The sequence below is a fragment of the Mycobacterium sp. NGS68 genome, assembly GCF_059812195.1.
In genome coordinates, this window is sequence record NZ_JCALCE010000001.1 from 545,699 (window position 1) to 571,889 (window position 26,191).

29 protein-coding genes are annotated in these 26,191 nt (G+C 68.9%); 17 read left to right on the plus strand and 12 right to left on the minus strand.

The features are described 5' to 3' along the window. Positions 1 to 441: 441 nt before the first annotated feature. Genes AC5Y5V_RS02455 through AC5Y5V_RS02465 form a run of 3 tightly spaced genes read right to left on the minus strand, consistent with a single transcriptional unit; the run spans position 442 to position 2,720 of the window. On the minus strand, positions 442 to 1,260 hold the full coding sequence (locus tag AC5Y5V_RS02455; RefSeq protein WP_499930992.1) for an SDR family NAD(P)-dependent oxidoreductase: 819 nt from the start codon (positions 1,258 to 1,260) through the stop codon (positions 442 to 444). Positions 1,261 to 1,272: 12 nt separating this feature from the next. After that, the gene (locus AC5Y5V_RS02460) at positions 1,273 to 1,680 is read right to left on the minus strand and encodes a nuclear transport factor 2 family protein (protein WP_499930993.1); all 408 of its coding nucleotides are present in this window, start codon (positions 1,678 to 1,680) and stop codon (positions 1,273 to 1,275) included. Next, positions 1,677 to 2,720, minus strand: coding sequence for a zinc-binding dehydrogenase (locus AC5Y5V_RS02465; protein WP_499931104.1), 1,044 nt, complete (start codon positions 2,718 to 2,720; stop codon positions 1,677 to 1,679). Before AC5Y5V_RS02465 ends, AC5Y5V_RS02460 begins: the two co-directional genes overlap by 4 nt. Before the next feature lie 100 nt (positions 2,721 to 2,820). On the opposite strand from AC5Y5V_RS02465, the gene AC5Y5V_RS02470 reads away from it, so the two are divergent. From AC5Y5V_RS02470 to AC5Y5V_RS02500, 7 genes are all read left to right on the plus strand, one after another. Beyond that, positions 2,821 to 3,720 (plus strand): helix-turn-helix domain-containing protein, encoded by a 900-nt coding sequence (locus tag AC5Y5V_RS02470; RefSeq protein ID WP_499931105.1) that lies wholly within the window; start codon positions 2,821 to 2,823, stop codon positions 3,718 to 3,720. Between the two features lie 20 nt (positions 3,721 to 3,740). Further along, the gene (locus AC5Y5V_RS02475; protein ID WP_499930994.1) at positions 3,741 to 4,697 is read left to right on the plus strand and encodes a LysR family transcriptional regulator; all 957 of its coding nucleotides are present in this window, start codon (positions 3,741 to 3,743) and stop codon (positions 4,695 to 4,697) included. 96 nt (positions 4,698 to 4,793) lie between these two features. Further along, positions 4,794 to 6,200, plus strand: a complete 1,407-nt coding sequence (locus AC5Y5V_RS02480) for an MmgE/PrpD family protein (protein ID WP_499930995.1) — start codon at positions 4,794 to 4,796, stop codon at positions 6,198 to 6,200. A gap of 81 nt (positions 6,201 to 6,281) precedes the next feature. Further along, entirely contained in the window at positions 6,282 to 7,061 is a 780-nt protein-coding gene (locus AC5Y5V_RS02485; protein ID WP_499930996.1) for a DUF2127 domain-containing protein, read from the plus strand. A gap of 77 nt (positions 7,062 to 7,138) precedes the next feature. Continuing rightward, positions 7,139 to 7,651: a PaaI family thioesterase gene (locus tag AC5Y5V_RS02490; protein WP_499930997.1), complete on the plus strand. Its 513-nt coding sequence runs from the start codon at positions 7,139 to 7,141 to the stop codon at positions 7,649 to 7,651. Next, positions 7,648 to 8,154 (plus strand): winged helix-turn-helix transcriptional regulator, encoded by a 507-nt coding sequence (locus tag AC5Y5V_RS02495; RefSeq protein ID WP_499930998.1) that lies wholly within the window; start codon positions 7,648 to 7,650, stop codon positions 8,152 to 8,154. The genes AC5Y5V_RS02490 and AC5Y5V_RS02495 overlap by 4 nt, the downstream gene beginning before the upstream one ends. Positions 8,155 to 8,298: 144 nt before the next feature. Further along, the gene (locus AC5Y5V_RS02500; protein ID WP_499930999.1) at positions 8,299 to 8,463 is read left to right on the plus strand and encodes a hypothetical protein; all 165 of its coding nucleotides are present in this window, start codon (positions 8,299 to 8,301) and stop codon (positions 8,461 to 8,463) included. 11 nt (positions 8,464 to 8,474) lie between these two features. Here AC5Y5V_RS02500 and AC5Y5V_RS02505 read toward each other — a convergent pair whose 3' ends face one another. Further along, the gene (locus AC5Y5V_RS02505; protein ID WP_499931000.1) at positions 8,475 to 9,062 is read right to left on the minus strand and encodes a CGNR zinc finger domain-containing protein; all 588 of its coding nucleotides are present in this window, start codon (positions 9,060 to 9,062) and stop codon (positions 8,475 to 8,477) included. A gap of 85 nt (positions 9,063 to 9,147) precedes the next feature. On the opposite strand from AC5Y5V_RS02505, the gene AC5Y5V_RS02510 reads away from it, so the two are divergent. From AC5Y5V_RS02510 to AC5Y5V_RS02520, 3 genes are read left to right on the plus strand one after another with little or no spacing between them, the layout of a single operon-like run. Beyond that, positions 9,148 to 9,840 carry an SDR family oxidoreductase gene (locus AC5Y5V_RS02510; protein ID WP_499931001.1) on the plus strand — a complete coding sequence of 231 codons (693 nt, stop codon included), beginning with the start codon at positions 9,148 to 9,150 and terminating at the stop codon, positions 9,838 to 9,840. 42 nt (positions 9,841 to 9,882) lie between these two features. Beyond that, the gene (locus AC5Y5V_RS02515) at positions 9,883 to 10,335 is read left to right on the plus strand and encodes an SRPBCC family protein (protein ID WP_499931002.1); all 453 of its coding nucleotides are present in this window, start codon (positions 9,883 to 9,885) and stop codon (positions 10,333 to 10,335) included. A 47-nt stretch (positions 10,336 to 10,382) separates the two neighbouring features. Further along, entirely contained in the window at positions 10,383 to 11,186 is an 804-nt protein-coding gene (locus tag AC5Y5V_RS02520) for an SDR family NAD(P)-dependent oxidoreductase (RefSeq protein WP_499931003.1), read from the plus strand. A 51-nt stretch (positions 11,187 to 11,237) separates the two neighbouring features. Here the strand turns inward: AC5Y5V_RS02520 and AC5Y5V_RS02525 are convergent, their stop codons facing one another. The 3 genes from AC5Y5V_RS02525 to AC5Y5V_RS02535 all read right to left on the minus strand — a co-directional run bounded on the left by AC5Y5V_RS02525 (position 11,238) and on the right by AC5Y5V_RS02535 (position 14,145). Beyond that, entirely contained in the window at positions 11,238 to 11,957 is a 720-nt protein-coding gene (locus AC5Y5V_RS02525; protein ID WP_499931004.1) for a methyltransferase domain-containing protein, read from the minus strand. 2 nt (positions 11,958 to 11,959) lie between these two features. Then, complete coding sequence (gene lipJ, locus AC5Y5V_RS02530; RefSeq protein ID WP_499931005.1) at positions 11,960 to 13,366, minus strand: bifunctional lipase/adenylate cyclase LipJ; 1,407 nt, start codon at positions 13,364 to 13,366, stop codon at positions 11,960 to 11,962. A gap of 158 nt (positions 13,367 to 13,524) precedes the next feature. Continuing rightward, positions 13,525 to 14,145, minus strand: coding sequence for a TetR/AcrR family transcriptional regulator (locus tag AC5Y5V_RS02535; RefSeq protein ID WP_499931006.1), 621 nt, complete (start codon positions 14,143 to 14,145; stop codon positions 13,525 to 13,527). A gap of 107 nt (positions 14,146 to 14,252) precedes the next feature. Here AC5Y5V_RS02535 and AC5Y5V_RS02540 point away from each other — a divergent pair, with 107 nt between their 5' ends. Continuing rightward, entirely contained in the window at positions 14,253 to 15,167 is a 915-nt protein-coding gene (locus AC5Y5V_RS02540) for an oxygenase MpaB family protein (protein ID WP_499931007.1), read from the plus strand. A 5-nt stretch (positions 15,168 to 15,172) separates the two neighbouring features. Here AC5Y5V_RS02540 and AC5Y5V_RS02545 read toward each other — a convergent pair whose 3' ends face one another. The 4 genes from AC5Y5V_RS02545 to AC5Y5V_RS02560 are packed head-to-tail and all read right to left on the minus strand — an operon-like array spanning position 15,173 to position 18,424. Continuing rightward, positions 15,173 to 16,450, minus strand: a complete 1,278-nt coding sequence (locus tag AC5Y5V_RS02545) for a threonine/serine exporter family protein (RefSeq protein WP_499931008.1) — start codon at positions 16,448 to 16,450, stop codon at positions 15,173 to 15,175. A 56-nt stretch (positions 16,451 to 16,506) separates the two neighbouring features. Continuing rightward, positions 16,507 to 17,079 carry a VOC family protein gene (locus AC5Y5V_RS02550; RefSeq protein ID WP_499931009.1) on the minus strand — a complete coding sequence of 191 codons (573 nt, stop codon included), beginning with the start codon at positions 17,077 to 17,079 and terminating at the stop codon, positions 16,507 to 16,509. Between the two features lie 12 nt (positions 17,080 to 17,091). Then, a complete protein-coding gene (locus AC5Y5V_RS02555) occupies positions 17,092 to 18,030 on the minus strand; it encodes an NAD(P)-dependent oxidoreductase (RefSeq protein WP_499931106.1) in 939 nt (312 codons plus the stop codon). Next, positions 17,981 to 18,424, minus strand: a complete 444-nt coding sequence (locus tag AC5Y5V_RS02560; RefSeq protein WP_499931010.1) for a cupin domain-containing protein — start codon at positions 18,422 to 18,424, stop codon at positions 17,981 to 17,983. Before AC5Y5V_RS02560 ends, AC5Y5V_RS02555 begins: the two co-directional genes overlap by 50 nt. 216 nt (positions 18,425 to 18,640) lie before the next feature. Here AC5Y5V_RS02560 and AC5Y5V_RS02565 point away from each other — a divergent pair, with 216 nt between their 5' ends. From AC5Y5V_RS02565 to AC5Y5V_RS02590, 6 genes are all read left to right on the plus strand, one after another. Continuing rightward, positions 18,641 to 19,255 carry a helix-turn-helix domain-containing protein gene (locus tag AC5Y5V_RS02565; protein ID WP_499931011.1) on the plus strand — a complete coding sequence of 205 codons (615 nt, stop codon included), beginning with the start codon at positions 18,641 to 18,643 and terminating at the stop codon, positions 19,253 to 19,255. 105 nt (positions 19,256 to 19,360) lie between these two features. Then, complete coding sequence (locus AC5Y5V_RS02570) at positions 19,361 to 20,464, plus strand: phenazine antibiotic biosynthesis protein (RefSeq protein WP_499931012.1); 1,104 nt, start codon at positions 19,361 to 19,363, stop codon at positions 20,462 to 20,464. Positions 20,465 to 20,496: 32 nt separating this feature from the next. Further along, positions 20,497 to 21,849, plus strand: coding sequence for an aldehyde dehydrogenase family protein (locus AC5Y5V_RS02575; protein WP_499931107.1), 1,353 nt, complete (start codon positions 20,497 to 20,499; stop codon positions 21,847 to 21,849). A 178-nt stretch (positions 21,850 to 22,027) separates the two neighbouring features. Next, a complete protein-coding gene (locus AC5Y5V_RS02580) occupies positions 22,028 to 22,921 on the plus strand; it encodes an SDR family NAD(P)-dependent oxidoreductase (RefSeq protein WP_499931013.1) in 894 nt (297 codons plus the stop codon). Further along, positions 22,918 to 24,483: an AMP-binding protein gene (locus tag AC5Y5V_RS02585; RefSeq protein WP_499931014.1), complete on the plus strand. Its 1,566-nt coding sequence runs from the start codon at positions 22,918 to 22,920 to the stop codon at positions 24,481 to 24,483. The genes AC5Y5V_RS02580 and AC5Y5V_RS02585 overlap by 4 nt, the downstream gene beginning before the upstream one ends. Before the next feature lie 147 nt (positions 24,484 to 24,630). Next, a complete protein-coding gene (locus AC5Y5V_RS02590) occupies positions 24,631 to 25,437 on the plus strand; it encodes a L,D-transpeptidase (protein WP_499931015.1) in 807 nt (268 codons plus the stop codon). A 7-nt stretch (positions 25,438 to 25,444) separates the two neighbouring features. Here the strand turns inward: AC5Y5V_RS02590 and AC5Y5V_RS02595 are convergent, their stop codons facing one another. Continuing rightward, complete coding sequence (locus AC5Y5V_RS02595; protein ID WP_499931016.1) at positions 25,445 to 25,942, minus strand: hypothetical protein; 498 nt, start codon at positions 25,940 to 25,942, stop codon at positions 25,445 to 25,447. Between the last annotated feature and the right edge of the window lie 249 nt (positions 25,943 to 26,191).

A 26,191-nucleotide genomic window follows, 5' to 3' on the forward strand; every position in this document is an offset into this window, starting at 1 on the left:
GTCTGTGGTCACCAAGGGAGATCCTTTTGATTCGGGGGCGGTCCTGTCGAACGTACCCGCTCGGTCGTACTCCAGCAACGTTATGGTTGGACCCGGCGTTCGCCTCCGTAGAGCTATATTTGCTGGTAGCAGCGCACAATCTTAAAAGTTAGTCTTTCCTAACTTCAAGTTATGGCAAACCTCTTTATGTGAGTCGGATATGTCTTGTCGAGTGCAACCAACAAACCGGCCAACACTCGGCGACGGGCGGTGGAACATCAACATCCACTACGACGCGTTGTTGGAGGCCAGGGTTCCGCCCGGTGTGCGCCGCGTCCTGGACGCCAGACGCCCCGCCGTTGAGACTGCGGTGAGGGCGTCGATTCGGCCCGCGGACACGCGCTACGCGCAGTCTGGATGCCACCGCAGACTCGACTCCTCGCAGGCGGAGGCCTTAGACCGTTAGCCGGACGAGCCCATGGCGGCGGCCGCCGCCTGGGCGAAGAGTTCGACGGTCTGCTTGCGGGTCATCGAACTCGTCAGTTGCTCGGCGGCGCGCATGACCTCACCCACAAACCAGGTCGGGCCGTTGGTCAGGTTCTCGAAGGCCTCCGCGATCACGTCGTCGACCGGGACGGCGCCGGGTGGCACCTCGTCGAGCGAACCGATCTGGCCCCGGCTGTGTTCGAGCCGGCGCAGGGCGGGGGTGTCGGTCTTGCCGAGGATGAGGCCGACGACGTCGACGCCCTTGTCGTGCAACTCGGCCCACAGCGCCTCGGCGAAGACCATGTCGAAAGCCTTGGAGGCGCCGTAGGCAACCATGTTGGATCCGCCGGCCAATCCGGCGCCGGAGCCGAATATGACGATCCCGCCGCTGCCCCGCTCGACCATCGCCGGGGCGAAGTGGTGGCACAACCGCATGGGCGCCACGCAGTTGCGCTGCACCATCGCCTCGGCGGCCTCGATCGAATTGGCAAGAAAGGGACGGTAGTCCGGGTCGGCGCCGGCGCAGTACACCAGAAGGCCGATCTCCAGGTCGCCGGTCGCCGCCGCGATGTCGGCGGGCGCGCCCGGCCGGGCGAGATCGACCGCGAGCGTGCGGGTTTGCGCACCCGTCGTCGAATTGATCTCAGCCGCAACCCGGTCCAGCCCCTCCTGCCGGCGGGCGAGCAGGACCACATTGACGCCGCGCTCCGCAAGTCCCTTGGCGAACGCGGCGCCAAGGCCGTCCGAGGCCCCGGCGACCACGGCCCACGGGCCGTATTTCGCTGCGAAAGTCACTGGCATAACTCCTCAATGGACCTCGGTGATCCGCACTTGAGTGAACTGACGCCGGGCGATGCGCCAGCCCTCGTCGGTCCGGACCAGCTCGTCGTCGTAGAAACCGACCGCGTTCACGCCATTTGTGTTGTCGCCGGCCATGATCAGCCCGTCGATGTAGGTCCGGGCCGTCGCGTGATCACCTTCGAGGGTGACGGCGATATTGCTCAGTCGATGCAGCGTGTACCCGGCCATCGCGTGCACCTGATCCATGAACTCGACGACGGCGTCGGCGGTCTTCCACCTGCCGATCACGCCGTAGTCCACGTCGCACCGGTCGGTGAAAACCGTCCCCAGCAACGAATATTCGCGTCGGTCGATGGCGGTGGCGTAGCGCACCAGCAACTCGGCAATATCCTGGCGGTCTTCGCGTTCGGTCATCGGATGTCTCCGTTCGGATGGACCACGATCCGGGGCGGGCCCTGCGACCGTCGGGCGAGATCGAGGGCGTCCGGGACGTCGTCGAGGGTGATGATGCTGCCGACGCTTGGCAGCGGGTCCAGGCGCCCCGACGCGATGGCGTCCAGCGTTCCGTACCAGTCCTGCGGGTGTGGGCCGCCGCCGAATTGGATCGTGACGCCTTGCCGGGTGGCGGTGGTGATATCGAGGGTGTCGCCGGTGTACCAGCCGCCCGCGCAGTAGATGCGGGTGCCCATCTCGGCGGATTCGACGATGTTCTGGATCAGTCCGGCGGCCCCCACACACTCGAAAACGACCGCCGGGCCGGGCAACCCATGCTGCGCGCGGGCCTGGTTGAAGGCGTCGAAGGGCGTCTGCTCGGCGGGGTCGACGACGACGTGCGCGCCGAAGCGATCACGGGCCAGGTCGCGGCGGTCGGCCTTGAAGTCCGTCACGATGATCGGCGCGATGCCGCGCTGGGTCAGGGCGGCGACGGCCGAGAGCCCGATCGCTCCCGCGCCGATCACGATCGGGACCTCGCCCGGCTGAAGGTTCGCCGAGCGGACGTAGAACTCGCCGACGGCGAACGCGTCGGTCAGCGCGGCGGCGTCCACGGAGACCCCGTCCGGAACCGGTTTGGCGGCCGCCTCCGAAATCACCAGCAGCTCAGCGAAACTCCCCGGCGCCTCAGGGTGCTGGCCGATGATCCGCAGGCCGCCGGCGCCGCCGTCGACCAGGCGCACCGGCATGGCCGTCACCCGCGAGCCGACCGCGAACTGGTCGCTACAGCCGGGCCCGTGGTCGACGACTTCGCCGACGAACTCATGGCCGAGCACGATGTCCCGGTCGGCGTCATACAGCGAGCGGCCCGTCGGGTCGTCGATGCTGAGGTCCGGATGGTCCATGAAGTGCACATCCGAGGCGCAGATTGCGGTGCTCAGCGTGCGCAGCAGCAATTCCCCCGGCCCGGGCGTGGGATCGGGCGTCTCGCGGACCTGGAGTCGACCGTCTCGGAGTACCACCGCGCGCAACCCAACAACCTTCCCAAATTCTCGAATAATCGATATATACTCTCGAATGTTCGGAATTACTGTATGAACCCCGCTCCGAAGGAGTCAAGCCATTCGCGGATCGTCGTCGGCGCCGACCGCCCGGGTTCTCGACGTCGTGGAGCTGCTCGCACGCTCGGGAAACAGGCAGCTGCGCTTTTCCGACGTCGTGCGGGAGCTCGGACTCACCCAGGCGACCGCGCACGCGATCCTCAAGACGCTGTGTGACCGCGGCTGGGCCAGCCGCGATCCGGTGGCCAAGACCTTCACGCTGGGACCCGCGCTGGCCGTGGTGGCCGCGCGGACCGACACCGCTCGGCCGCTCGCGCACGCGGCTCGCGCTGCGGCCGTGCGCCTTTCCGCCGACTTCGGCTACGCCGGTTCGGTGGTCGAGCGGTTCGGCGATTCGCTGGTCGTCACCGCCTTCGAGGGGGAACCCGTCACCGAGCCGTCGGGCATACCGGGGGATCGGATCCCGTACGCCCCGCCGTTCGGCGTGGCCCTGGCCGCCTGGGATACCGACGAGGAACGGCGCGCATGGATCCGCCGCGGCGCGGGCACGAGCGAGGATCGCACCCGGCGCCTGGAAGCCGTGCTGGCCCGCACGCGGGAACGCGGATTCGACGTCGACTGGACGACTCCCGCGCTGGCGCAGGCCGCCCAGCTCGTCGTTACGTTGGACAGCGACGAGATGCCCACTCCGGTGCGCCACATCATGGACCAGCTGCTGGTCGAGTTCACCACGATCGGCTTCCTCTCCGACGACAACCCCGGACGCAGAAAGCAGCCCGTAGTCACCATCGCCGCACCGGTTTTCGACCATCGCCAGCGCGTGGCCCTCATGGTGGCCGTGCATCCGCTGTGCACCCTGAGCGCAAAGCAGATCCGGACCATCGGAAAACGGCTCACCGAGGAAACCGAGGCGATTACGAAAGCTCAGCAGCGACGGGAAGCGATCGGTCCAGCCGGCTAGATGGCCCTAGGCTCGCTGCTATGGAACTGCGGCAGTTGCGCTACTTCGTGGCCGTCGCCGAGGAATTGCACTTCGGACGCGCGGCCCGGCGGGTACACATCAGCGGACCGGCCCTGTCGCAGCAGATCATCGCGCTGGAGCGCGAATTGGGCAGTGAACTGTTCGTGCGGGACCGGCGCAGCGTGCGCCTCAGCGAGGCCGGGCGATTGTTGCTGGACGATGCCCGCAGGCTGCTTGCGCTGGCCGACGACGCCAAGCGGCGGGTTCAGCGGGCCGGCGCACAGAGCACGCCCGTCCGGCTGGGATACGTCAGCTGGTTGCCCGACGACCTGAAGGCCGCGGTGGCGCCCACGGTGACGCTGCGCGTCGACGAATGGGTGCTGCCGTCGCACGTGCAGGCCGACCGCGTCTCCGAAGGCACGCTGGATGTGGCGCTGGCGTGGATTACCGACGAGCACGCCAGGGAACGCGGGCTGACCGCACACCTGCTGGGTGTCGAGCCACTGCGCGCGGTCCTCCCTGGCGCTAGTTCGGCGGAACCCCTTGCAGCGCAGCAGGTGCGGGTGCTTATCGACGCCGACGAATCGGCGTGGTCGTCGTGGAATCGGTTCGCGGGTGCCTTCGCCGCCGACACCGGCGCGCGCGTCGTCGACATCGACGACGGCGGTATTACCGGCGACGCGTTCTACGTGCACGTGCGCAGGATCGGCGCCGCGGTGCTCGCCTCGCCCAAGCGGCACAACGCGGTGGTCCCACCCAGCCTGGGACAACGCCCGGTCGCCGATCCGGTCCCCCTATGGACCTGGTCGTTGCTGCACCGGGCCGACGACGACCGGGACGCCGTGCGCGGGGTCGTAGAGGCGTTGTTGAGCGCCGCCCGCAGCCGCGGGTGGCTGGCCCCACCCGCGGAGCGGTGGTGGGTGCCGCGCGACGACCCGCACCGCGGAGTCCTCGACCGCGCGGCTGGACTGCGATAGGAACTTCGGCCAAGCACAGGTAGGAGATAGGACCTGGACGCCGACCCGTTGACGCACTTGAGTCGAAGGCAGCGACAACGGAAGGGGCGAAAAGCCATGGCACAGAGGTACATTGTCGACGATCTCGCCGACTTCGTCGTCGGCGCCGCGCAGGCGGATCTGAGCACACGTTCCCGCGCCATGCTGAAGCGCAACGTGCTCGACAGCATCGCGTGTGCCGTCGGCGCGCTGGACGGTGAGCTGGTCGCCGCCGTCCGCGAGCACACCGAGCAGTTCGGCGGCAGACCCACCGCGACGCTGGTCGGTGGCGGCAAAGCGTCGGTGGACCGGGCCGCGTTCTTCAACGCGGTGCTGGTGCGTTATCCCGATCTCCTCGACACGTACCTGACGGTGGGCGGGCTGTGCCATCCCGCGGACAATTTCGGCGCTGTGTTGGCCGTGGCCGAGCACGTCGACGCGGGCGGGGCCGACTTCCTGCTCGCCCTGGCCACCGCCTACGAGGTCCAGTGCCGGTTCAGCGAACAGGTCCCCGTCATGGCGCAGGGCCTCAATCATGCTCTGCAACTGGCGATGTCGGCGGCGGCCGGCACGGCGAAGCTGCTCGGCCTTTACGCCGCGCACACCGCCGATGCGATCGCGGCCGCCGCCGTCGACAACGTGTCCCTGGCCGCCGTGCACGCCGAACCGGTGTCGAACTGGAAAGGCATCTCGCCGGCCAGCACCGGAATGTGCGCCGTCGACACCACTATGCTGGCTGCCCGCGGCGTCACGGGTCCCAAGGCGCTGTTCGACGGCCCCCACGGGTTGGTGCAGCTGTTCGGCCGGCCGATCGACTTCCGCACGGCCGACAGGGAATTGAACGCCGTCGAGCGGACGTACCTCAAGCGGTACTGCGCGCTCATCCATGGGCAGGTCGTCATCGACGCCGTCCTGGCGATCCGCACCGAAAATCGGCTCAGAGCCGACGACGTCGCGCAGGTGAGCCTCGAGGTGTTCGAGGGTGCTTATGACTTCGCGGGCGGTGGCACCTACGGCGACAAGGAGCACCCGTCGACCAAAGAGCAGGCCGACTACAGCCTCAAGTACTTGTGCGCGGTGGCCCTTCTCGACGGAGGCGTGGGACCCGAACAGCTGGAGACCGAGCGGGTGCGGCGCGGCGACGTCCAGGATCTGCTGGCGCGGGTGGAGGTCAAACCAGCGGCCGACCTGACGGCGGACTATCCGCAGCGCACGGCGGCGCGGGTGCTGGTGACCACCCGAGACGGGCGGGAACTCGGTCGCGAGCAGTCCGATTACGAGGGCTCGCCCACGCGGCCGCTGTCCTGGGAGCGCGTCGTCGACAAGTTCCACTGGCTCGCAGAACCTTTCTGCGACGCCGGGCTGCGTGCCGACATCGTCGCCGCGGTCGAGCACCTCGACGACATCCCGGTCGCCGATCTCGCCCGCCTGCTTGGCGCCGCGAGCCGCACCGCGCAACGCCCGCGCGGCAGGCCGCGGTTTTGAAGCCCGCCCCGCAAACGGCCCCTTGCGCGCTCCGCTCGTCGCATTGAATGATCGGCGCAGCCTGGCAGCAGAGGAGCGCACGTGGCCAAGAACAACAACCGCACCGGCAACCACTGGGAGCTACTGACGTGCGGGCTGGCCGGCCACGTCACCTATGTGCCCGACGAAGAGGAGCTGGCACAGCGGCTGCGCGGCAGCACCGGGCTTGGCGAGGTGTGGCGCTGCCTGCGTTGCGGCGACTTCGCGCTCGGTGAGCCACACGGACGCGGCCACGCCGACGAGGCGCCGCTGATCATGCGCGGCAAGGCTTTGCGCCAGGCCATCATCCTTCGGACGCTCGGGGTCGAGCGCCTCTTTCGGGCGGTGGTGCTGGCGCTCGCGGCGTGGGCGGTCTGGAAGTTCCGCGGCGCGCGCGGCGCCATCCAGGCCACGCTGGACCGTGACCTGCCGATCTTTCGCGCCGCCGGATTCAAAGTCGACCAACTGTCGGCCATCCATGAGCTGGAAAAGGCGCTGGCGGCCAAGCCGTCCACGTTGGCGCTGATCACGGCGCTGCTGGCCGGCTACGCGGTATTGCAGGTGGTCGAGGGTGTCGGCCTCTGGCTGCTCAAACGCTGGGGCGAGTATTTCGCGGTGGTCGCGACTTCGGTCTTTCTGCCGCTGGAGATCTACGACCTGACCAAGGGCATTACCACGACCCGCGTGGTGACGTTGGCCATCAATGTGGCCGCGGTGATCTATCTCTTGATCTCCAAGCGGCTCTTCGGCCTGCGGGGTGGCCGCAAGGCCTACGACGAGGAACGGCGTGGCGAGCAGCTTCTCGACGTCGAGCGCGCGGCGATGGTGGACCGGTCGAGCTAACTTGACTCTAGTTTAGTCAGATGTGACCATGGGTCAAAGTGCATCGCGCAGGCCCTGACCGGAAGGTGGTCGTCTGATTGACTGAAACAGTATGCAACGCAAGCGATATCAAGCGAAGTCGGACGTTCGATTGGGGCGATCCGCTGGTCTCCGCGCAGGCCGCCCGCGACCGTCCCGGCATCGAGTTCCTGCAGGCGATGATCGACGGGGAACTGCCGGCGCCGCCGATCATGCGGACGCTTGGCGCCCGGCTGGAATCGGTCGCCGAGGGGCGGGCGGTGTTCACGATGACGCCGTTGGAGTGTCACTACAACCCGATCGGCTCGGTGCACGGTGGTGTGTACTGCACGCTGTTGGACTCGGCCGCGGCCTGTGCCGTCCACAGCTTGCTGCCCGCCGGGGTCGGCTACACCAGCCTCGATCTGTCGGTCCGCTTCATCGGCCGCATCGGCGTCGAGACCGGACTGGTCCGATGCACCGGAACGGTCACCCACCTGGGCCGGCGCACCGCGCTCGCCGAGGCGGTGCTGACCACCCAGGACGGCAAGTTGCTGGGTACCGCCACGAGCAACTGCCTCATTCTCAGGTGACGGACGTGGACGGTGCCGGGGTGATGAAACTGTCGGGTCCGCTGGCCGATCGGGACAGCTGGACGGTTGCCGACCTGTGCCCGATGGAGCGGGCGCTGGACCTGATCGGCACCCATTCGGCCATGGTGTTGATCCGCGAGGCACTCTGGGGCGGAACGCGTTTCGACGAACTGGCGCGTCGTGCCGGGGTGACCGAACAGATTGCGGCGAAGCGGCTGCGGCAGCTCGTCGACGCGGGCCTGCTGGCCAAGCAGCCCTATCAGGAGCCTGGTCAGCGCACGCGCTACGAATACGTGCTCACCGAGCAGGGCCGGGAGCTGTTTCCGGTGCTGCTGAGCCTGATCGAGTTCGGCAGGTTGCTGCAGGGCGAGACGGCCACTTCGTTGGAGTTCGTCCATGAGGGGTGCGGCGCCCCGCTCGTTCCGCAAATCCGTTGCACCGCAGGCCACAACGTGTCACTGCCGGACGCGTCCGCGCGCATCGCCACACGCTCGAGGATGTGACGGACCCGGCATGAAGCGCGCGGTGTGTCGCGCGTCACGCCACGACTTTGCGTGCCGTTTACCCCAGTGCGGCGCGCTCGTAAAGCCGTCGCGGTGAAATTGCTGTACGGCCACCCCTAGCCGAAACTGAAAAGGACCACAGCTGTGCAGGCACTACCGGACCGGATCGACCAGAGCCCGGGCGACCACCTCGACGGCCCGGCCCCGCTCAAGGAGCGCGCGTGCGACGCGCTGCACTCGGTAATCAGAAGCAGGCATCGCCCATCGCCCGAGCCGCGGGTGATGCGCAAAGGTGACGAGCGCTGCTGACCCGGCGTTAGCTAAGCCGGCGCTGCGGCCGCCCGCCGGCGCGCCCGCGACGCACGCAGATTCGCGGCGTTGCCGCATGTCTTGACGTCGTGCCAGACCCCGCTGTTGTTCTTCGAGCGGTCGTAGAACGTCGAGCCGCACCGGTGATTGTGGCACCGCTTGACCCGTCGCCAGGTGTCGTTCTGCTGCCCCAGCAGGATCTCGCCCCACAGCGCCGAAGCCAGCCAGCGCCAGCCGCTGCCCGACGGCCGCAGCCGCACCTCGCCGCCTTCGGCGAGCGTGAATGACGTGTTGATGGCGCCGATCCCGCTCGGGTCCGGCGCGGCGCCGTCGACCAGCCGTGCGATCGCGGCGCGCAGGCTGCGCAGCTTCGGCAGATCCGCATCGTCCAGCGCGGGCGGTTCCGCATCGACGCCGCGCAGTTCCGACCAGGCGCCCACGGCGCCGTCGACCCAGGTGCGCGCCCGCGTGACGTTGCCGAGCAGGTCCGGGCCGTAATCGCCGATGCCGATTGTGTTGAGGAAATCCTGGACCAGGCCGAGGCCGCCGGGGGCCGGCGCGAGCCCGTACCGCTGTGACGCAGACCATACGGCTGACATAGCCAAACACTACTTGACTATGTCAATCCGGTCAATTAGCTTGACAGAATCAAAAGCATTTCACCTAAGTCAAGGAGATCGGGTCATGGTCAATATCAAAGGTGCGACGGTCGTGGTCACCGGCGGGCAGCGCGGGCTCGGAAAGGCGATCGTGGACGAGTTTCTCCGACGCGGAGCTGCCAAGGTGTACGCCACCGCGCGGGTCCCTCAGCCCAGCGCGGATCCGCGGGTGGTGAGCGCCGCCCTCGACGTCACCGACCCGGAATCCGTTGCCGCGCTGGCCCGTATCGCAACCGATGCGGACGTCGTCGTCAACAACGCCGGCGCCCTGGGCGCGGTGAGGCTGCTCGGTAGCGACATCGCGGAGATCCGCGCGGTATTCGAGACCAACTACTTCGGCGCTCTGCGGGTCGCGCAGGCGTTCGCGCCGATCCTTGCCGCCAACGGCGGCGGAGCCCTGGTGGACATCAGCTCGGTGCTGTCCTGGTTGGGCGGTTTCGGTGCCTACGGCGACTCCAAGGCGGCGATCTGGTCGGCCACCAATTCGCTGCGCATCGAACTCGAACCGCAGGGCACGCTGGTCACCTCGGTGCACCTGGGCTACACCGACACCGACATGGTCTCGGACTTCGACGTGCCGAAGAACGACCCGCGGGACGTGGCGCGGCAGGTCGTGGACGCCGTCGAGCATGGCGAGGCGGAGGTGCTGGCGGACGACCTGACCCGCGGCGTCAAGGCGTCGCTGTCCGGGCCCGCCGAGGCGCTGCGCGCGAGCTAGCGGCGCCGTGCCGGTCCCGCCGCCGCGTGTTTGGATTGCGCCATGGAACCCGAAGAACGAATCGTGAGCGTCACCCGGATCATCGCGGCCAATGCGCAACAGATTTTCGACCTGATCGCCGACCCGTCCCTGCAGCCGAGCTGGGACGGGAACGGCAATCTGGCGTCGGCCGCGCCGGGGCAGCGGGTCCATCAGGCGGGTGACGTCTTCAAGATGACGCTGACCCAGGGCGGCGTGCGCGAGAACCACGTCGTCGAGTTCATCGAAGGTAGCCAGATCGCTTGGCGCCCGGCGGAACCCGGCAAGCAGCCGCCCGGCCACCTGTGGCGCTGGCTGCTCGAGCCGATACGGCCAGACCTGACCAGCGTGACCCACACCTACGACTGGACGCAGCTGACCGACCCGGTCCGCATCACCCGCGCCCGGGCCACGACGCGGGATATGTTGCGCGCGTCGCTGGACCGGCTGGCGGTGCGCGCCCAGGCATCCGGCTAAGCCGTTTGCGGGGAAATCGCGGCTGTTACGCGAGTACGGTCAAGCGTATGGCTCTCCCACCCCCAGGAAACGACCGCGCCGCCATCGTCACCGGCGCGTCGTCAGGCATCGGCGAGGAACTCGCCAAGACCCTCGTCGAGCGCGGCTATCAGGTCGTGCTGGTTGCCCGCAGCGCGGACAAGCTCGAGGAGCTCGCCGCAAAATTGGGCGCCCAGGCGCACCCGCTGCCGGCCGACCTGTCCGACAGGAGTGCCCGTGCCGACCTGCCGGACCGGGTCGCCGCGCTGGGTCTGACTCCGGACATCCTGGTCAACAACGCCGGGCTGTCGACATCCGGAGTGGTCGCGAAATCCGTTCCTGAGAAAGAGCTCAACCTCGTCGAGGTCGACGTCGCCGCGGTGGTGGACCTGTGTAGCCGCTTGCTGCCGGGGATGGTCGAACGCCGCCGCGGCGCGGTGCTGAACGTGGCGTCCACCGCCGCGTTTCAGCCCCTGCCCGGCCAGGCCGCCTACGGCGCCGCCAAGGCGTTCGTCCTGTCCTACACCCACAGCCTGCGCGGTGAGCTGCGCGGCACCGGCGTCAGCGCCACCGCGCTGTGCCCGGGACCGGTGGACACCGGCTTCGGCGAGGCGGCGGGGTTCTCCAAGGAGGAGGCGGAATCGGCGCTGCCGCAGGTGATGTGGCTGCCCGCGGCCAAGGTCGCGCGGGCCGGCATCGACGGGCTGGCGGCCGGCAAGGCCGTCGTCGTGCCGGGGCGAGTCAACCGGATCGCGTCGTCGGTGTCCCGGGTCACGCCGCCCGAGCTGCTGTTGCCGTTGCTGCGGAGCCACCCCGCGCTGAAGCGGGACTAGCTCGTCGGCTGCTGCGGACCGCGAGCGTAACCCGGCTGCGCTGGGCGCCTTCTAGCGCTTGGCGCGCACCCACTGAAACACGCCGAAGTTCTTGACCCGCACGCTGAGGAAGCCGTTCTCCTCCAGGATGTCGCCGATTTCGTCGTCGTCGAACGCGTGCGCGCCGGCGTTGGGCAGCATCCGCCAGAACCGTGCGGCGCGCCCCGCGGTGGGCACCATCACGGCCAGCCGGCCGCCCGGTCGCAGCACCCGTCCCATCTCCGCCAGCGCGGCCGCCGGATTCGGGATCAGCTGCAGCACCGCGATCGACACCACCGCGTCGACGGTGTCGTCGCGCAACGGAAGTCGCTGCGCGTCGGCCCGCAGGAAGCCGACCTGCGGGCCCGCTTCGGCGCGGGTGGCGCGGGCCAGCATCGCCTCGGAGATGTCGACGCCCAGCGCCAGTCCGCCCGGCCCGGCGGCCCGGGCCAGCGAGGCGGTGACGTTGCCCGGACCCGAGCCGACGTCCAGGGCGGTCCCGCCCGGCGGGATGTTCAGCCACTCGACCGGGAGCTGCCACGCGCTGAGCACACGCCGCGACAGGGCCTGCGCATTGTCGTAGAGCAGCGACCCGATCGGCGATGCCCACGCCGCCTGGACCGCGCCGGTGTTCTTCGGGATGTCCTCGGTTCCGCTGCCCAGCAGGTCCAGGTAGCCCTTGCTGACGTCGGGGTTCGCGGGCGGATCGGTCAGCAGGTCCAGGGCCCTGCGTAACGCGGCGGGTTCCGGCATGGTCACATCCTCGCAGCGACGACGGCGTGCTCGCGCTCCAGGGCGTACATCCGCCACATGCCCGGCACGCCCTTGAGCACGCTCTCGCCGCGGTCGGCGAATCGGTGCCGCGACCCGGTGACGATGTCGCGGACCGTCGAGGACACCCGCACCTCGCTCGGCCCGGCCAGGGCCGCCACCCGCGCCCCGATGTGCACCGCCATGCCCGCGACGTCGTCCTTCACCCCGCCGTCTTTCACGCCGCCGCGGACCTCGACCTCGCCCGCGTGGATGCCCACCCGCACCTCGATGCCGAGCACCCGAACCGCATCGACGATCTCGTCGGCGCAGCCGAGCGCGGCGCTGGGGCTGCTGAAGGTCGCGACGAATCCGTCGCCGGCGGTGTTGACCTCACGCCCGCCGAACCGCTGCAGCTCGTGCCGCACGATGGTGTCGTGGTTGTCCAGCAGGTCGCGCCACCGGCCGTCGCCGAGCAGGGCGGCGCGCTCGGTGGAGCCGACGATGTCGGTGAACATGATCGTGGTGAGCAGGCGCTCGGTGTCCGAGCCGCCGCGCATGCCGGTGATGAACTCCTCGATCTCGTCGAGCAGCGGCGCGGTGTTGCCGACCCAGTAGAGCGTGTCCGCGCCGGGTAGTTCGACGAGCCGCGATCCGGCGACATTGTCGGCGAGGTACCGGCCGTGCTCGCGTGGTGTGAAGGTCGAGTCGGTCCGATGCAGGATCAGCGTCGGCGCGGTGATGCGCGGCAGGGTGTGGCGCACGTCGCCGTTGCGGATGGTCTTGATCATCCGCAACGCCATGCTCGGTGAGGCGGCGCGGTTACCGGCCATGTCCCACCACGCGCGGAACGCGTTGTCGTGGGCGATGCTCGGAGCGATGATGCCGAGCATGTCGAAGCCCTGGTCGACGGCGTCGGGGTCGATTGCGAGCGTGGTGAAGGGGTCGACCTCGTCGACGGTGGAGCCGATCGGGAAGTCGGGCGCATACAGCGTCCGGGCTGCGCCGTTGATGATCACTAGGCTCCTGACGCGGTCGGGATAGTCGGCGGCTAGCACCAGGCCGGTCATCGAGGTGAAGCCCGGGGCCACGATGGTGGCGCGCTCGCAGCCGACCGTGTTCATGACTCCGATGACGTCCCTTGCCCAGACCTCAGGCCCGATCCTGTCAGCCGACGAGACCCGCGACGACAGGCCGATTCCGCGCTGGTCGAGCCGGATCACCCGGGCGAACGACGACAGCCGCCGGTGGAAGCGGTACATGGACGGTTCGGCGTCGATGCAGTCGATGGGGATGGACGGCCCGGGCAGGAGCACCACGTCGACCGGGCCGTCGCCGACCACTTGGTAGGCGATGTCGGTCTCGCCACAACTGGCGTACCGGGTTCGCGGGGCGGCAGATGATCCGGCCACCGTTTCAGGCTAGTTCAGCATGCCGACAGGTTGCAGCGCAGCGGGTGGGACCCCGTCCTCGAGACCCCGCGACATTCGCGGCCTCGTACCCTCGCCGAGCGTGAAGCCACTGCGAAAAGCGGGCCCTCTTTTCGCAGCCAGCTCACGCTCGCCGCGAGCTAATCCCGTTGACCCGGCCGCCCGATGATCGGGACCAGGTAGCGCGCGGCGTACTCGCGGACGGCCGCGGGATCCGACGTGTCGAGCCGGTCGGTGGGGAACACGATGATGCCCAGGGCCACCCGCAGCAGGATGTCGGCGATGTCGGCCAGTTCCGCCTCGGGCATGTCGGCGCCGCATCGGCGCAGGGTGTGGGCGATCCCGTCGGCGAACTGCCCGATCGGAAAGACGTCGGACCGGGAGAACATGCCCAGCAGTTCCGGCTCGCTTTCGGCGATGCGCGAGTACAGCGGCGAGTCCTGCACCAGGCGCACACCGAGGGCAAACGCTTCGATCACCGCCTGCTGCGGCGTGCATCCGGTGGTGGCCTGGTCCAGCGTGGTGAAGAAGATCTGCCCCTCGCGCCGCACTACGTGCTCGAACAGCACGTCCTTGGTCGGAAACCGCCGGTAGATGGTGCTGCGGCTGACGCCGGCGCGGGCGGCGACGTCCTCGATGTTGGCGCGCCGCACGCCGTAGGTCTCGAAGACCGCCCGCGCGGTGTCCAGGATGGTGTGCTCGAGCTCGGTGCCCGACTCGGCTGCGGCGCGGTTGATCCTGATGCCCATCTCAGACTGCATGATGGCTCACTGGCTTTGCCGAGGTCCTAACCGGTTGGTACTGTGAAACAAATATATCATTTTGTGTCTCTGTTTCATGATCACGTCTGAGCTAAGAGGAGGACGGTGTGACCAGCTTCGATACCGGCGTGCGTGAAGCGGAGCCGGTGCTGGCCGAGGCGGCCGACGGTGGGCCGCGACTGGGCGCGGACTCGCTGATCTGGAAGTTCTACGGGGACCACCGCACGCAGTTCTTCGGGTTCCAGCGCGTCGCGGGCGTCGAGAACTGCATCGAGCAGCTCGCGCAGGGCGTGCTCGACCACTCGGTGGTGTTCAGCGACACGCTGGGCCGGGCCAAGCGCACCGCGCCGCCGCTGATGAAGACGGTCTACTCCGAGGCCCCGCACGAGTGGGGCCGCAAGGTGCGCGACTTCCACAAGCCGATCAAGGGCACCATCAGCGACGGCTCCAGGTACCACGCGCTGAATCCGGAATTGTTCTACTGGGCCCACGCCACGTTCGTCGACCAGGTCATCTACAACACCGACACGTTCATCCGGCGGCTGTCCTACGCCGAGAAGGAGCGGATCTTCAACGAGGGCAAGGTCTGGTACAGCTTCTACGGCGTCAGCGACCGTGGCCAGCCGCAGACCTACGACGACTTCGTCGACTATTGGGACGGGATGCTGGCGCGGTTCGTCCCGCACAAGACCGTGCTGTACGGCACCGGGTACATCCGCAAGGGCCTTCCCGGCCCGCGCTGGATCCCCCGGCCGGTGTGGAAGGTGTTGTCCGCCCCGCTGAACGCCTACACCCGGCTGGTCCTGGTCGGGACGCTGCCGCCGCAGATGCGTGCGGTCTGCGAGCTGCCCTGGGATGACAAGAAGGAGAAGCGGTTTCAGCGCTTCGCGGCCGTGATGCGCGCACTGAACCCGATCGTCAACCGGCTGCCGCTGGCGGTCGTCTACGCGCCGTGGGCGGTCTCGGGATGGCGCCGCGAAGGCGTCGACCCCCGCGGGCTGCACAACAGTCCCGCGGTGTAAGCGCCCTACAGGTCGCGGCCCGCGCTGAAAGCGGACACCACGCTCCAGCTGACCACGGTCCCCAGCGCGATGGAGAAGATGGCGGCGACCGCGGTGATCAGCGTGGGCAGGTCACCGTGGCCCCCGGTGGCGGCTTGCGACAGCGACTCGAAGCTCATCGCGCCGGGCACCAGCGCCCAGAACGCCGCCAGCACCATGACGAGCGGCGTCGGCGCGCCTTTGAGGCGCGACGCCATCAGCGCGAACGGCAGGACCAGCGCGGCCCCGAGCGCACCGGAATGCGCCGGAGACAGGAACAGCGTCCCGACCTTCTGCCCGATCAGCGCGACCCCGACCGCCAGAGTCAGCCAGACCAGCGATCCGGCGGGCGCCGACAGGTAGATGTACAGGCCGACCCCGATGACCAGTGTCGCCACGTAGAACGACCACGCCCCCATCTGGGGAGAGGGTTCCTGCGGCGCCACCTTGCCCGCGAGCGCCGTGCCGAGCGCCACCCCGAACACCATCAGCATCAGCTGGACGATCCCGTAGATGAGACGACTGGCGCCCGCGATGATCGCCGAGCCGGCCAGCTCCATCGCGCCGACCGTGAGGGACAGGCCGGGCAGGATCGCCACCAGCGAGGGAGCGATGACCCGCATCAGTCCGTCGTTGGCGGCGTCGGCGACGAACCAGGTGGCCAGCACCGTCACGGCCATCGCCGCCAGGGTGGGGACGATCGCGCCCAGCGCCGGAACCCGTAGTGCTGCGATCACGATCAGCCCGACGACCAGGCCCAGAAAGGCGTGCCCCCACAACGATGCCCAAGTCGGGTTGATGATCATGCCGAAGCCGAGGGTGGTCACGACGTAGCCCAGCACGGTCAGGGCGGGGTGAAACCGCAACGGCATCGCGCGTGCCTCGACGAGGTTCGCCACCGCCTCCGCGGGCGTGATGGCCCCCGCGGCGGCCAAGCGCGCGATGTCGTCGACGCGATCGGCGAGGTCCAGCTGCGCGGTGGCGCGGCTGGTCACGTCAATCTCGTACGCCACGGCCCCCACTTGGACCAGCAGGACCGTCGGCAGCACGACCACCCGCACATGCTGTGTGGTGTAACGCCGAGCGATGCGCAGCAGTCGGGTGCGCACCAGGTTCGTCGGCTGCACGACCTCGACCAGCGCCATGCCCAGCTCGCGCAGCATCGCCGCGACCTCGGCCTCGTCGAACGTGTCCGGTTCGGCGATCGGCGCGGGCGCTTCTTCACGTAGTGCCAGCCACATTCGGCCGACCAGGTTTTTCGGCATGACGGTCTGATTGTGACGCAGCGCGGTGTCTCTCGTGACGAGTGGACGCCCGGTGTTTACCCGGGGCCGGGCCTACCGTCGGGCTCGGGGTGTTGGACCAGGGTGGGCGTTTCCAGTTGCCCGGGCTGCGGCCAGTTGCCGAACGCCTCGGCATAGCTGTGGCTCATTATCTCGAGCACCGTGCCCCACGGGTCGGCGGTGTATGCCAGCGTCCAGGGACGGCCGGGCACGAATTGTTGCGGCGCCGTCAGCGCGGTGCCCCCGTGCTTGACGATGCGGTCGACCATCTGCGCGACGTCGGGATGGGTGATGCAGAGGTGCCAGATCCCTCCGTCTCGCCACGGCACCGGGTCCCGCGGTGGGCCGACGGCCCGGGTCGGCGGCTCGATGAACTGGAAGAGCTCGATGCCCACGGAATTCCCCGTGAGCAGGTGTGCCTGCAAGGCGCGGCGAAAGTGGCCGCCGAAGACCGACGCGGCCTCCGCGTGGCCGTCGCTCTCGAGCACGCGCGGACCCATGATGATGCGAAAGCCGAAAACTTCCCCGTACCAGTCGATCGCGGCATGAATGTCCGGGACGGTGATCCCGACGTGGTTGACGACGAGGGCGGGTTGGGTGGTGAACGACATCGTTGCTCCTGGCTACTCGTGATATCTCGGCAGGGCGGCCGCGCGCGCGGTCTCCTCGTACAGCGCGGCGTAGTCGGCGCTACGGTGCCCGTGGCCGATCGCGGTCTGGACGAGCTGGTATGTGGCCGCGGCCACCGGCATCGGCACCTCCAGGGCCCGGGCTTGCGCGAGCCCCAGGTCGAAGTCCTTGCGCAGGTTCTCGGTGGTGAAGGTGGGCTCGTAGTTGCGGTCGCGGATCGCGCGGCCCTTGGACTCGATGAATGCCGAGCCCAGCACCGATCCGTCGATGAAGTCCAGGAAGGCCGTCGCAGCCACCCCGCCCTTCTCGGCGAGCGTGGTCACTTCGGCCAGTGACTGGGTGATCATGCCCAACAACAGGTTGTGTGCCAGTTTCACCAGCCGTGCCTCTTCGGCCGCGCCGGCATAAGTCACGTTGGGCGCGATGGCCCGCAGATACGGCAGGACGGTGTCGAAGATCGGTTCCGGCCCGGATGCGACGATCGCCGCGCGGCCGTCGGCGACCATACCGGTGTTGCCGCTCACCGGCGCCGACAGGAACCCGACGCCATGCGCGGCCGCCTCGGCCCTGACCTGTGCGGCCGTCTCGGCGGAAACCGTCGAGGTATCCACCACGATGCTGGGCGCGGTCTCCGCGCCGAGCAGGCCGTCCCGACCCGACATCACCTCGACGAGGTCCGGCGACGAGGTGACCGAGGTGAACACGACGTCGCAACGCCCCAGGTCGTGCAGAGCGTCCGCCTGGGTGGCGCCGCGTTCGACCAGCGGCGCCGCTTTCGACGCGGTGCGGTTCCAGACCGTCAGCGCGGCACCCGATTCCAGCAGGCGCGCGGCCATCGCGGTTCCGATGCGACCGGTTCCCAACCAGCCGATTCGCCGGTCATCAGGCATGCTCGGCTCCCTTCGTGCCGTCCGCGGCCAGGCGAAACTGATCCGGGTGCGCTTCGTAGCCGATGTCGTCGATCGCGCCCACCCCGCTGAAGAAGTGCAGCGCCCGGGTCTCGGAGTCGCTGACGTTGCGGAACTCGTGCCAGTTGTGCCGCGGGACGACCAGCACCTGGCCGGACGTCAGATCGATCGGGTCGGCGGATTCGCCGAGGAATCTCAGGGTTCCGGACAGCGGCACCACGATCATGTCCGCGCTGGGGTGTCGGTGCATGTGGTGAATGAATCCCGGTGGGAATGTCAGCAGGTCGGCCACGACGGCCGGTGTTCCGGTCAGCTCGCTACTCACCAGATGCTGGTTCACCTGGTGTTCGGTGATGTCCCAGCGTGTGAAGACCTCTTTGTCGATAGCGTCGAATGCCAGTAGTTGTACGTCGGCCATGTGCTCGGCTCCTCCTCGTCAATCGGCAGCGTTCTATGTACAGGATAACATACAGCGATGTGCAGTCGAATCCGGAATTTAGCATGACGCGGGCTGTTCAGCGGTAATAGTGTACAGTTGACCGTATATTCGTGCGCAATAATGAACATTGGGGAGACGCTTGTGGCGAAGGGTCAAGTCTCGCAGTCTCCACGGGGCGGAGGCCTCGGAGGACGGGTGCGGGAGATCCGGACGGCGCGTGGACTGTCGGTCCGCGAACTCGCGCGGCGGGCCGGTTGCTCGGCCAGCCTGGTCTCCCAGGTTGAGCGTGGCGTGACGGCCCCTTCGGCGGCGGTGGCGTACGCGATTGCGAACGAGTTGGGTATTTCCCTGGATTACCTCTTCAGTGCCGACGGAGCCGACCCGCCGCAACCGCCCGAGCCCCTCGACGCATCGGCGGCCGAACCTGCGCGGCCCCCGTGGGGACGGACCACCGGCCCCGGCGGCGCCGGCGTAGTGCAGCGCGCCCGTGACCGCGGCACCATCGAGCTCTCGACGGGTGTCCGGTGGGAACGTCTCACCCCGACACACGACAGCCGGGTCGACTTCATCGAGGTGGTGTACGAACCCGGCGGCCAGTCCTCGGAGAATGGCCGGGCCGTGCGACATGACGGCCGGGAATACCTGTACGTCCTGCAGGGCGAGTTGGAAGCGTCGATCGGCTTCGACACCCTGCGACTGGCCGAAGGGGATTCGCTGGCCTTCGACCCCGCGACACCGCACCACTACTGCAACCGCACGTCCGAGACGGTGCGGGTGCTGTCCGTCGTCGTGCACGACCCCGGTCCGTGAGGTGCCGCCTCGCTCGCCCGCCTCGAAGAACATCGCCCAAACCCCGGAAGGCTTCTCGCTGAACCCGATTGCCCGGCGGGTCCGCGCTGCGACAGGATCGCTGGCATGGTCGATGCCGACTTTTCCCTGCTCGACGTCCCGCGGGCGGCGCCGGTCGAGGACCCGGAGGCCTACCTGCGCGCCGCAATCGCCTGGCACTTCGGTGCGGACACCGGCTCCCCGTTCTGGCTGCGCAAGGCAGAGACGCTGGCGTTCGACCCGTTTACCGAGATCCGGACATTCGCGGATCTGCGCCGGTTTCCCAACCTGGTCAACGAGCTGCGGGAGGCGCCGACGGAGGATCTCATCCCGCGCGGCTACAGTGCGCCGGGATGCCCGCCGCCGGTACCCCTGGTCTTCGAGTCCGGCGGCACCACCGGCGCCCCCAAGCGGACCGCTCAGTTGCCGGATTGGGTTGCGCAGGTGCTGGATTGGCAGACCGAGGACTTCGCGGGGGGCGGCTTCGTCGCGGGCCGGGGCCTGTTGTGCGTGATGCCGGCCGGTCCGCACGGGGTGGGCTACTTCTCGCGGCGGGTCGCCGAGCGGCTGGGCTCGACGTTCTACACCGTCGACCTGGACCCGCGCTGGGTCAAGAAGCTCGCAGCCCGCCAGGCCGGGGCGGAGGTGGCGGCGTACGTCGACCACGTCGTTGAGCAGGCGACGTCCGTGCTGGCGACGCAGACCGTCGCGAACCTGCACACCTCCCCGCCGCTGCTGGATGCGTTCGCGCGCAACGACCGGGTGGTGGACCTGATCAACGAGAAGATCCGCTACCTGCTGCTCAGCGGCGCGCACGTGGACGCCGACACGCTGGACCTGCTGCGCGGCATCTTTCCCGCCACCACCATCACGATGGCCTTCGGCAGCACCATGGTCCTGTCCCAGGCGGTGACGCGAATCGCCGACGACGGGTCGTTCGTGTTCGACCCGCGCACCCCCTACGTCGTCTTCTGGGTCATCGATCCGGGTACCGGAGCCCCGGTGCCCTACGGGCAGCGCGGCCAGGTGGTGATGCACCACATCAGCAAGGGCATGTTCATTCCGAACAACCTGGAACGCGACCTGGCGATTCGGATGCCCGGGCCCGCGGGCCAGGTCGGCGATTCGGTCAGCGCGGTGCACCCGGTGACCACCTTCGAGGGCGAGACCGTGATCGAAGGCGTGTACTAGTGGGCGACGAACGCGCAAGCGCCACAGCGGATCTGTTGAGCATCGACGCGCTGGGTCCCGACGGCGGATACCGGACGCGCAACCGCGAGGTGCTCACCACGACGGCCGGGATGCCGGTCGCCGAACTGAGCCTGGCGCCGCCGCTGTACGTGGCGCGCGCCCTCGCGGCGCAGCGCAAGGCCACGCCGTTGCCGCGCGCACAGCGTGAAGCGGCGCTGGCCGACGCTGCCGCAGTGTTCGCCACCGGCGTCGTCGCGGGCCTGGATTTCGCCGCCTACGTCGGGTTGGCCAGCCGCATCTCGGGGGTCCCGATCTCGGTGACCCGCGCCGCGGCGCAGGGCGTGGCCGACGCCGTCGCCTCCGCGTTCGACGCGGTGCGCCCCGCCCGGCCCACCGGCGCCGCGTGGGACTGGCGCGAGGCCGACGGCGCGGTGTGGACCCGGTCCGGCGACGTGTTCGGGGTGCTCGCGGCCGGGAACGGTCCGGGCGTCCACGGCCTGTGGCCCCAGGCGCTCGCGCTCGGCTACCGGGTCGCGATAAGGCCGTCGCGCCGTGAGCCGCTGACTGCGCATCGGCTGGTGAATGCGCTGCGCCAGGCCGGGTTTCGGCCGGCGGACGCGGTCTACCTGCCCACCGACCACGCCGGGGCGGACGAGCTGGTGCGGTCGGCCGACCTCGCGCTGGTCTACGGCGGCCAGGGGATCGTCGACAAATACGCGGGTGACCCGAAGGTGCGGGTGAACGGACCCGGCCGCGCGAAGATCCTGATCACCGCGGACCGGGATTGGCGGGAATACGTCGACGTCGTCATCGACTCGATCGCCAACTTGGGCGGAATGGCGTGCGTCAACACCACCGCCGTGCTCTACGAGGGCGATCCCGGGCCGTTGGCCGAGGCGATCGCGCAACGGCTGGCATCCATCGAGCCGCTGCCCTCCGACGACGAGCGCGCGCTCCTGCCGACCCAGCCCGTCGACTCCGCCCGCGCCCTGGCCGGCTACCTGGCGGCCAAAGCCGCCGGGACGAAGCCGCTGCTGGGCGCCGACCAGGTCGTCGCCGTGCTGGGGGAGGGCTGCGCGGCGCTCCGCCCGGCCGTGCACGTGCTGGCCGACCCCGATCCCGCGCGACTCGGCATCGAGTTGCCGTTCCCCTGCGTGTGGGTGGCGCCGTGGTCGCGGGCGGCCGGCCTGGGCCCGCTGCGGGGGTCGCTGGTGGTCACCGCGATCACCGGTGACGACGCGCTGATCGATGGCCTGCTGGCCGAACCGACGGTGGGCAACGTCTACCGCGGCCGTCGTCCGACCTATCACGCTGCACCCCACATCCCGCATGACGGATTTCTGGCGGATGTGCTGATGCGCAGCAAGGGTTATATCGGTGATTGAGGTTTACAGCCGCGGGCACAGGTGTTATATGCGGCTGCGTCAATTGTGTCTTAAGTCACCGACGGGCGGGTATCTCGATTCGGATTGCGATGTGGTCTCCTACCGGTAGGTTACGAATCGAGGAGCAGGGTCAAGCAGTGGCCGCTCTCGCCGGGCGATGCGAAATGCGACAGTGAAGATGAATGTGATAGCAGCGGTCCTCGACGCGGCACTCGACAGGGTGGCCAACCCGGGTCAGGTCGCGGATCCAGACAGGCTGCGCAGCGCCGTTTCGGGCAAGACCGTCCTGGTGACCGGGGCGTCCTACGGCATCGGCGAGGCGACGGCGCGCAAGCTGGCCGCGGCCGGCGCGACCGTGCTGGTGGTGGCGCGCTCCGCGGAGCGGCTCGACGACCTCGCGGCGGCGATCAATGCCGGTGGCGGGACGGCGATCGCCTATCCCACCGACCTCACCGACGAGACCGCCGTCAACGTGCTGACCAAGCAGATCACCGAGCATCATGGCCCGCTGGACATCGTGGTCAGCAACGCCGGCAAGTCGTTGCGCCGCTCGTTGCACCAGCAGTACGACCGCCCGCACGACTTTCAGCGCACCATCGACGTCAACTACCTGGGCCCCATCTGGCTGCTGCTCGGGTTGCTGCCGGCCATGCGGGAAAACGGCCGCGGCCACATCGTGAACGTCTCCAGCGTCGGCGTGCGCGTGGTGCCCGGTCCGCAGTGGGGCGCCTACCAGGCGTCCAAGGGGGCGTTCGATCGCTGGCTGCGCAGCGTGGCGCCCGAACTGCACGGCGACGGGGTGGACGTGACGTCCGTCTACTTCGCGCTGGTCCGGACCCGAATGATCGAGCCGACGCCGCTGCTGGGCAGGCTGCCGGGCCTATACCCGGACGAGGCCGCCGACGCGATCGCCAAGGCGATCATCGAGCGGCCGCGCAGCAACGAACCGCCGTGGGTGTGGCCGGCCGAGATCGCCTCGGTGCTGCTGGCCGGGCCGGCCGACCTCGCGGCCCGGCTCTGGTACAGCCGGTTCTTCGCCGAACCCGCCGGCGGGCTGGGGGAACTCGCATGACGACCGGCAGCGTGGCCGCCACTGCCGCGCGGGCACTCGTGTCGTCCGGATTGCTCAGCCCGCCCGCGCCGGTCGGGCTGTTGCGGCTGGTCCGCGAGGTGTATCGGGGCGGGACGAACGTGTACACGCTGCTCGCCGTCGCGGCCGCGCGCTGGCCGGACCGCACGGCGATCATCGACGACGACGGCGCCCTCAGTTACCGCGAGCTGCAGGCTAAGACCGAGGCGCTGGCCCGGGAGCTCGCCCGCGCCGGCGTCGGGTCGGGCCAGGCGGTCGGGGTCATGTGCCGCAACGGGCGCGGGTTCGTCGCGTCGGCGTTCGCGGCCGGCCTGGTCGGCGCCGATGTCGTGCTGGTGAACACGGAGTTCCGGCGCAACGCGTTGGCGGGCGCGCTGGCGACGCATCAAATCAAGACGATGTTCGCCGACGACGAGTTCGCCGGCCAGATTCGCGAGGCGGACGGGTCCGTCGCCGTGATCGATCCCGAGATGATCGAGCCCCGGGCGGGCGATGCGCGGCCCAAGGTCGCGGAGTCGGGCCGCATCGTGCTGCTCACGTCGGGCACCACCGGCGTGCCCAAGGGGGTCCCGCGCGCGCCGCGAATCAGCTCGGGCGTCGGCGTCGGCGTGACGATCCTCGAGCGCACCGGTCTGCGCATCGGATCGCGAATCGCGGTGGCGGTACCGATGTTTCACGGCCTGGGCCTGGGCATGCTGATGCTCGCCATAAGCCTGGGCGGCACCGTGCTGACGCATCGGCGCTTCGACGCGGAGACCACGCTCGCGCAGGCCTCGCTGCAGCGTGCCGACGCGATGAGCGTGGTCCCCATCATGCTGGCGCGCATCCTGGACCTGCCGCAGCGGGTGCGGTCCCGAAACGCGCTGCCGTGCCTGCGGGTGGTGATCTCCAGCGGCGACCGCCTCGACCCTAGCCTGGGGCGGCGGTTCATGGACGCCTACGGCGACGTCCTCTACAACGCCTACGGCTCCACCGAGGTCGGCATCGGTGCGCTGGCCACCCCGACGGAGGTCCGCAACGCCCCGGAGACGGTGGGCAAGCCGGTTGCCGGTTGCCCGGTGCGCATCTTCGACCGATCCGGCAGGCCGGTCGGTCCGCGCGTCACCGGACGCATCTTCGTCGGCGGCGAACTGGGCGCCGACGGCTACACCGGCGGTGGCGGCAAAACCGTGATCGATCGCATGACCAGCACCGGGGACATGGGCTACCTGGACAATTCGGGCCGGCTCTACATCGTGGGCCGGGAGGACGACATGATCGTCTCCGGTGGCGAAAACGTGTATCCCCGCGCGCTGGAGAACGCGCTCGCCGAACACCCCGACGTCGCCGAGATCGCCGTGATCGGGGTGCCCGACGAGAAGTTCGGCCGCCGACTGGCCGCGTTCGTCGTCGTCCGCCCCGGCAGCGTCGTCGACGTACCGGGACTGCGAGAGTACTTGAAGGGCAAGGTGTCTCGGTTCGAGCAGCCCAGGGACATCAACCTCGTCAGCGACATCCCGCGCAACCCCGCCGGCAAGGTGCTGCGCAAGGAGCTCGTTACCTAAACGCCTCCCCGGCGTCTTCGCCGTGACCAAAGCTTGACCGAGACTTGACCGAAATGCTGGCGCGCGCATGGCCGTTCACCCGTCGGCGCCCCATAGCATCGACGAATTACAACGGTGATGTTCATTCCAGGCAGGTGATGGGAAGCGATGCGCACGGCAGTTCTGTCTGTTCTGGTGTTGCTAGGGATCGCTGCTACGACGCTCACGGCGCCGGTCCGCGTGACGCTGGCGGTGGCGACCCGCCCGCACGACCTCACCGTCGCATCCGTCCTGCCGGCGCCGGGCCAGGTCGTCGGCGTCGCGCACCCCGTCGTCGTGAAATTCGTTGGGCCGGTGGCCAACCGGGCGGCGGCCGAACGCACCCTAGGCGTGCAGTCGGTGCCCCCGATGACCGGCCGGTTCGAGTGGCTCGACGACGACGTCGTGCAGTGGGTACCCGACCGATTCTGGCCGGCGCACAGCACCGTATCGGTGTCCGTGCACGGCCTGGCCACCGACTTCAAGACGGGCCCCGCCGTCGTCGGCGTCGCCAAGATCTCCGAGCACACCTTCCGGGTGAGCATCGACGGGGCGCCGGACGGGCCGCCGATCCCCCTGCCGGCGCCCCATCACGGACCCCACTACGGCGAAGAAGGGGTGATGCCGGCGACGATGGGCAAGGCCGAATTCCCAACGCCCGTCGGCACCTACGCCGTGATGGCGAAGAACCGCTCGGTGATCATGGACTCGAGCAGCGTCGGCATCCCCGTCGACGACCCCGAGGGCTACCGGCTCAACGTCGACTACGCCGTCCGTATCACCAGCCGCGGTCTCTACGTCCATTCGGCCCCCTGGGCGGTCCAAGCGATGGGCGCCGAGAACGTCAGCCACGGCTGCATCAGCCTGCGTCCCGCCGATGCCGAGTGGTACTACAACACCGTCAACATCGGAGACCCGGTGATCGTGCAGGAATAGGTTGGTGTCACTGCGGTTTCGCGCACACCGCGGGCGTGGCATCCGGGGCCACGACACCGACCAGGACCGACTCGATCGGCGGGGCCGCCGGGGCAGGAATCGGGCCCGGCAGGACGACCGGAGCCGAAACCGGCGCGGCCGGGATCACCGGGGCACCCTTGCCGGTGCCCGCCATGGTTTCCAGCGGCGCGGCGGCCGGCAGGGCGGCGACGGGCCCGGCGACTACCGGTGCGGCGGGCACGATCGGCACGGGCACAGGAGGCACGACGGGGACAGGAGGCACGACCGGTGCGACCGGAACGACCGGCGCGAGCGGGCCGGGCAGGACCAGCGGCACGGGTGCGGCCGGGACGATCGGCAGCGCGGCGCCCGCCATCTGGTCGATGCAGGTGGGTCCGCCCATCGGCAGCGGCGCCGCCGACGCACCCGGACTCAGCGCCATCGCGGCTCCGCACAACCCCGCGCCGACGACTAGCGCGATGTTGAAACGATTGAAGGTATTCAACTTTCTTCCTTTACCCGTGCCCCGTGTTTCCCTTTGACCCCCTGCAGCGGAACGGTATCGCCATCTGGAAACCCTGCCTAGATGGATGACTGAATTGGTTGCCCAACCGATATGAGGCACGAACCAGGTCGTGACGGAGTCTTCTTCAAATGGTGACCTCCGGCCTTGCCGGGACGCAGGGAGCCCTGGTTCGCTGCGTCTAAAATAGCTGTACTGCAATGGTTTTCATGTTCGATCTGCCGGCCGGCT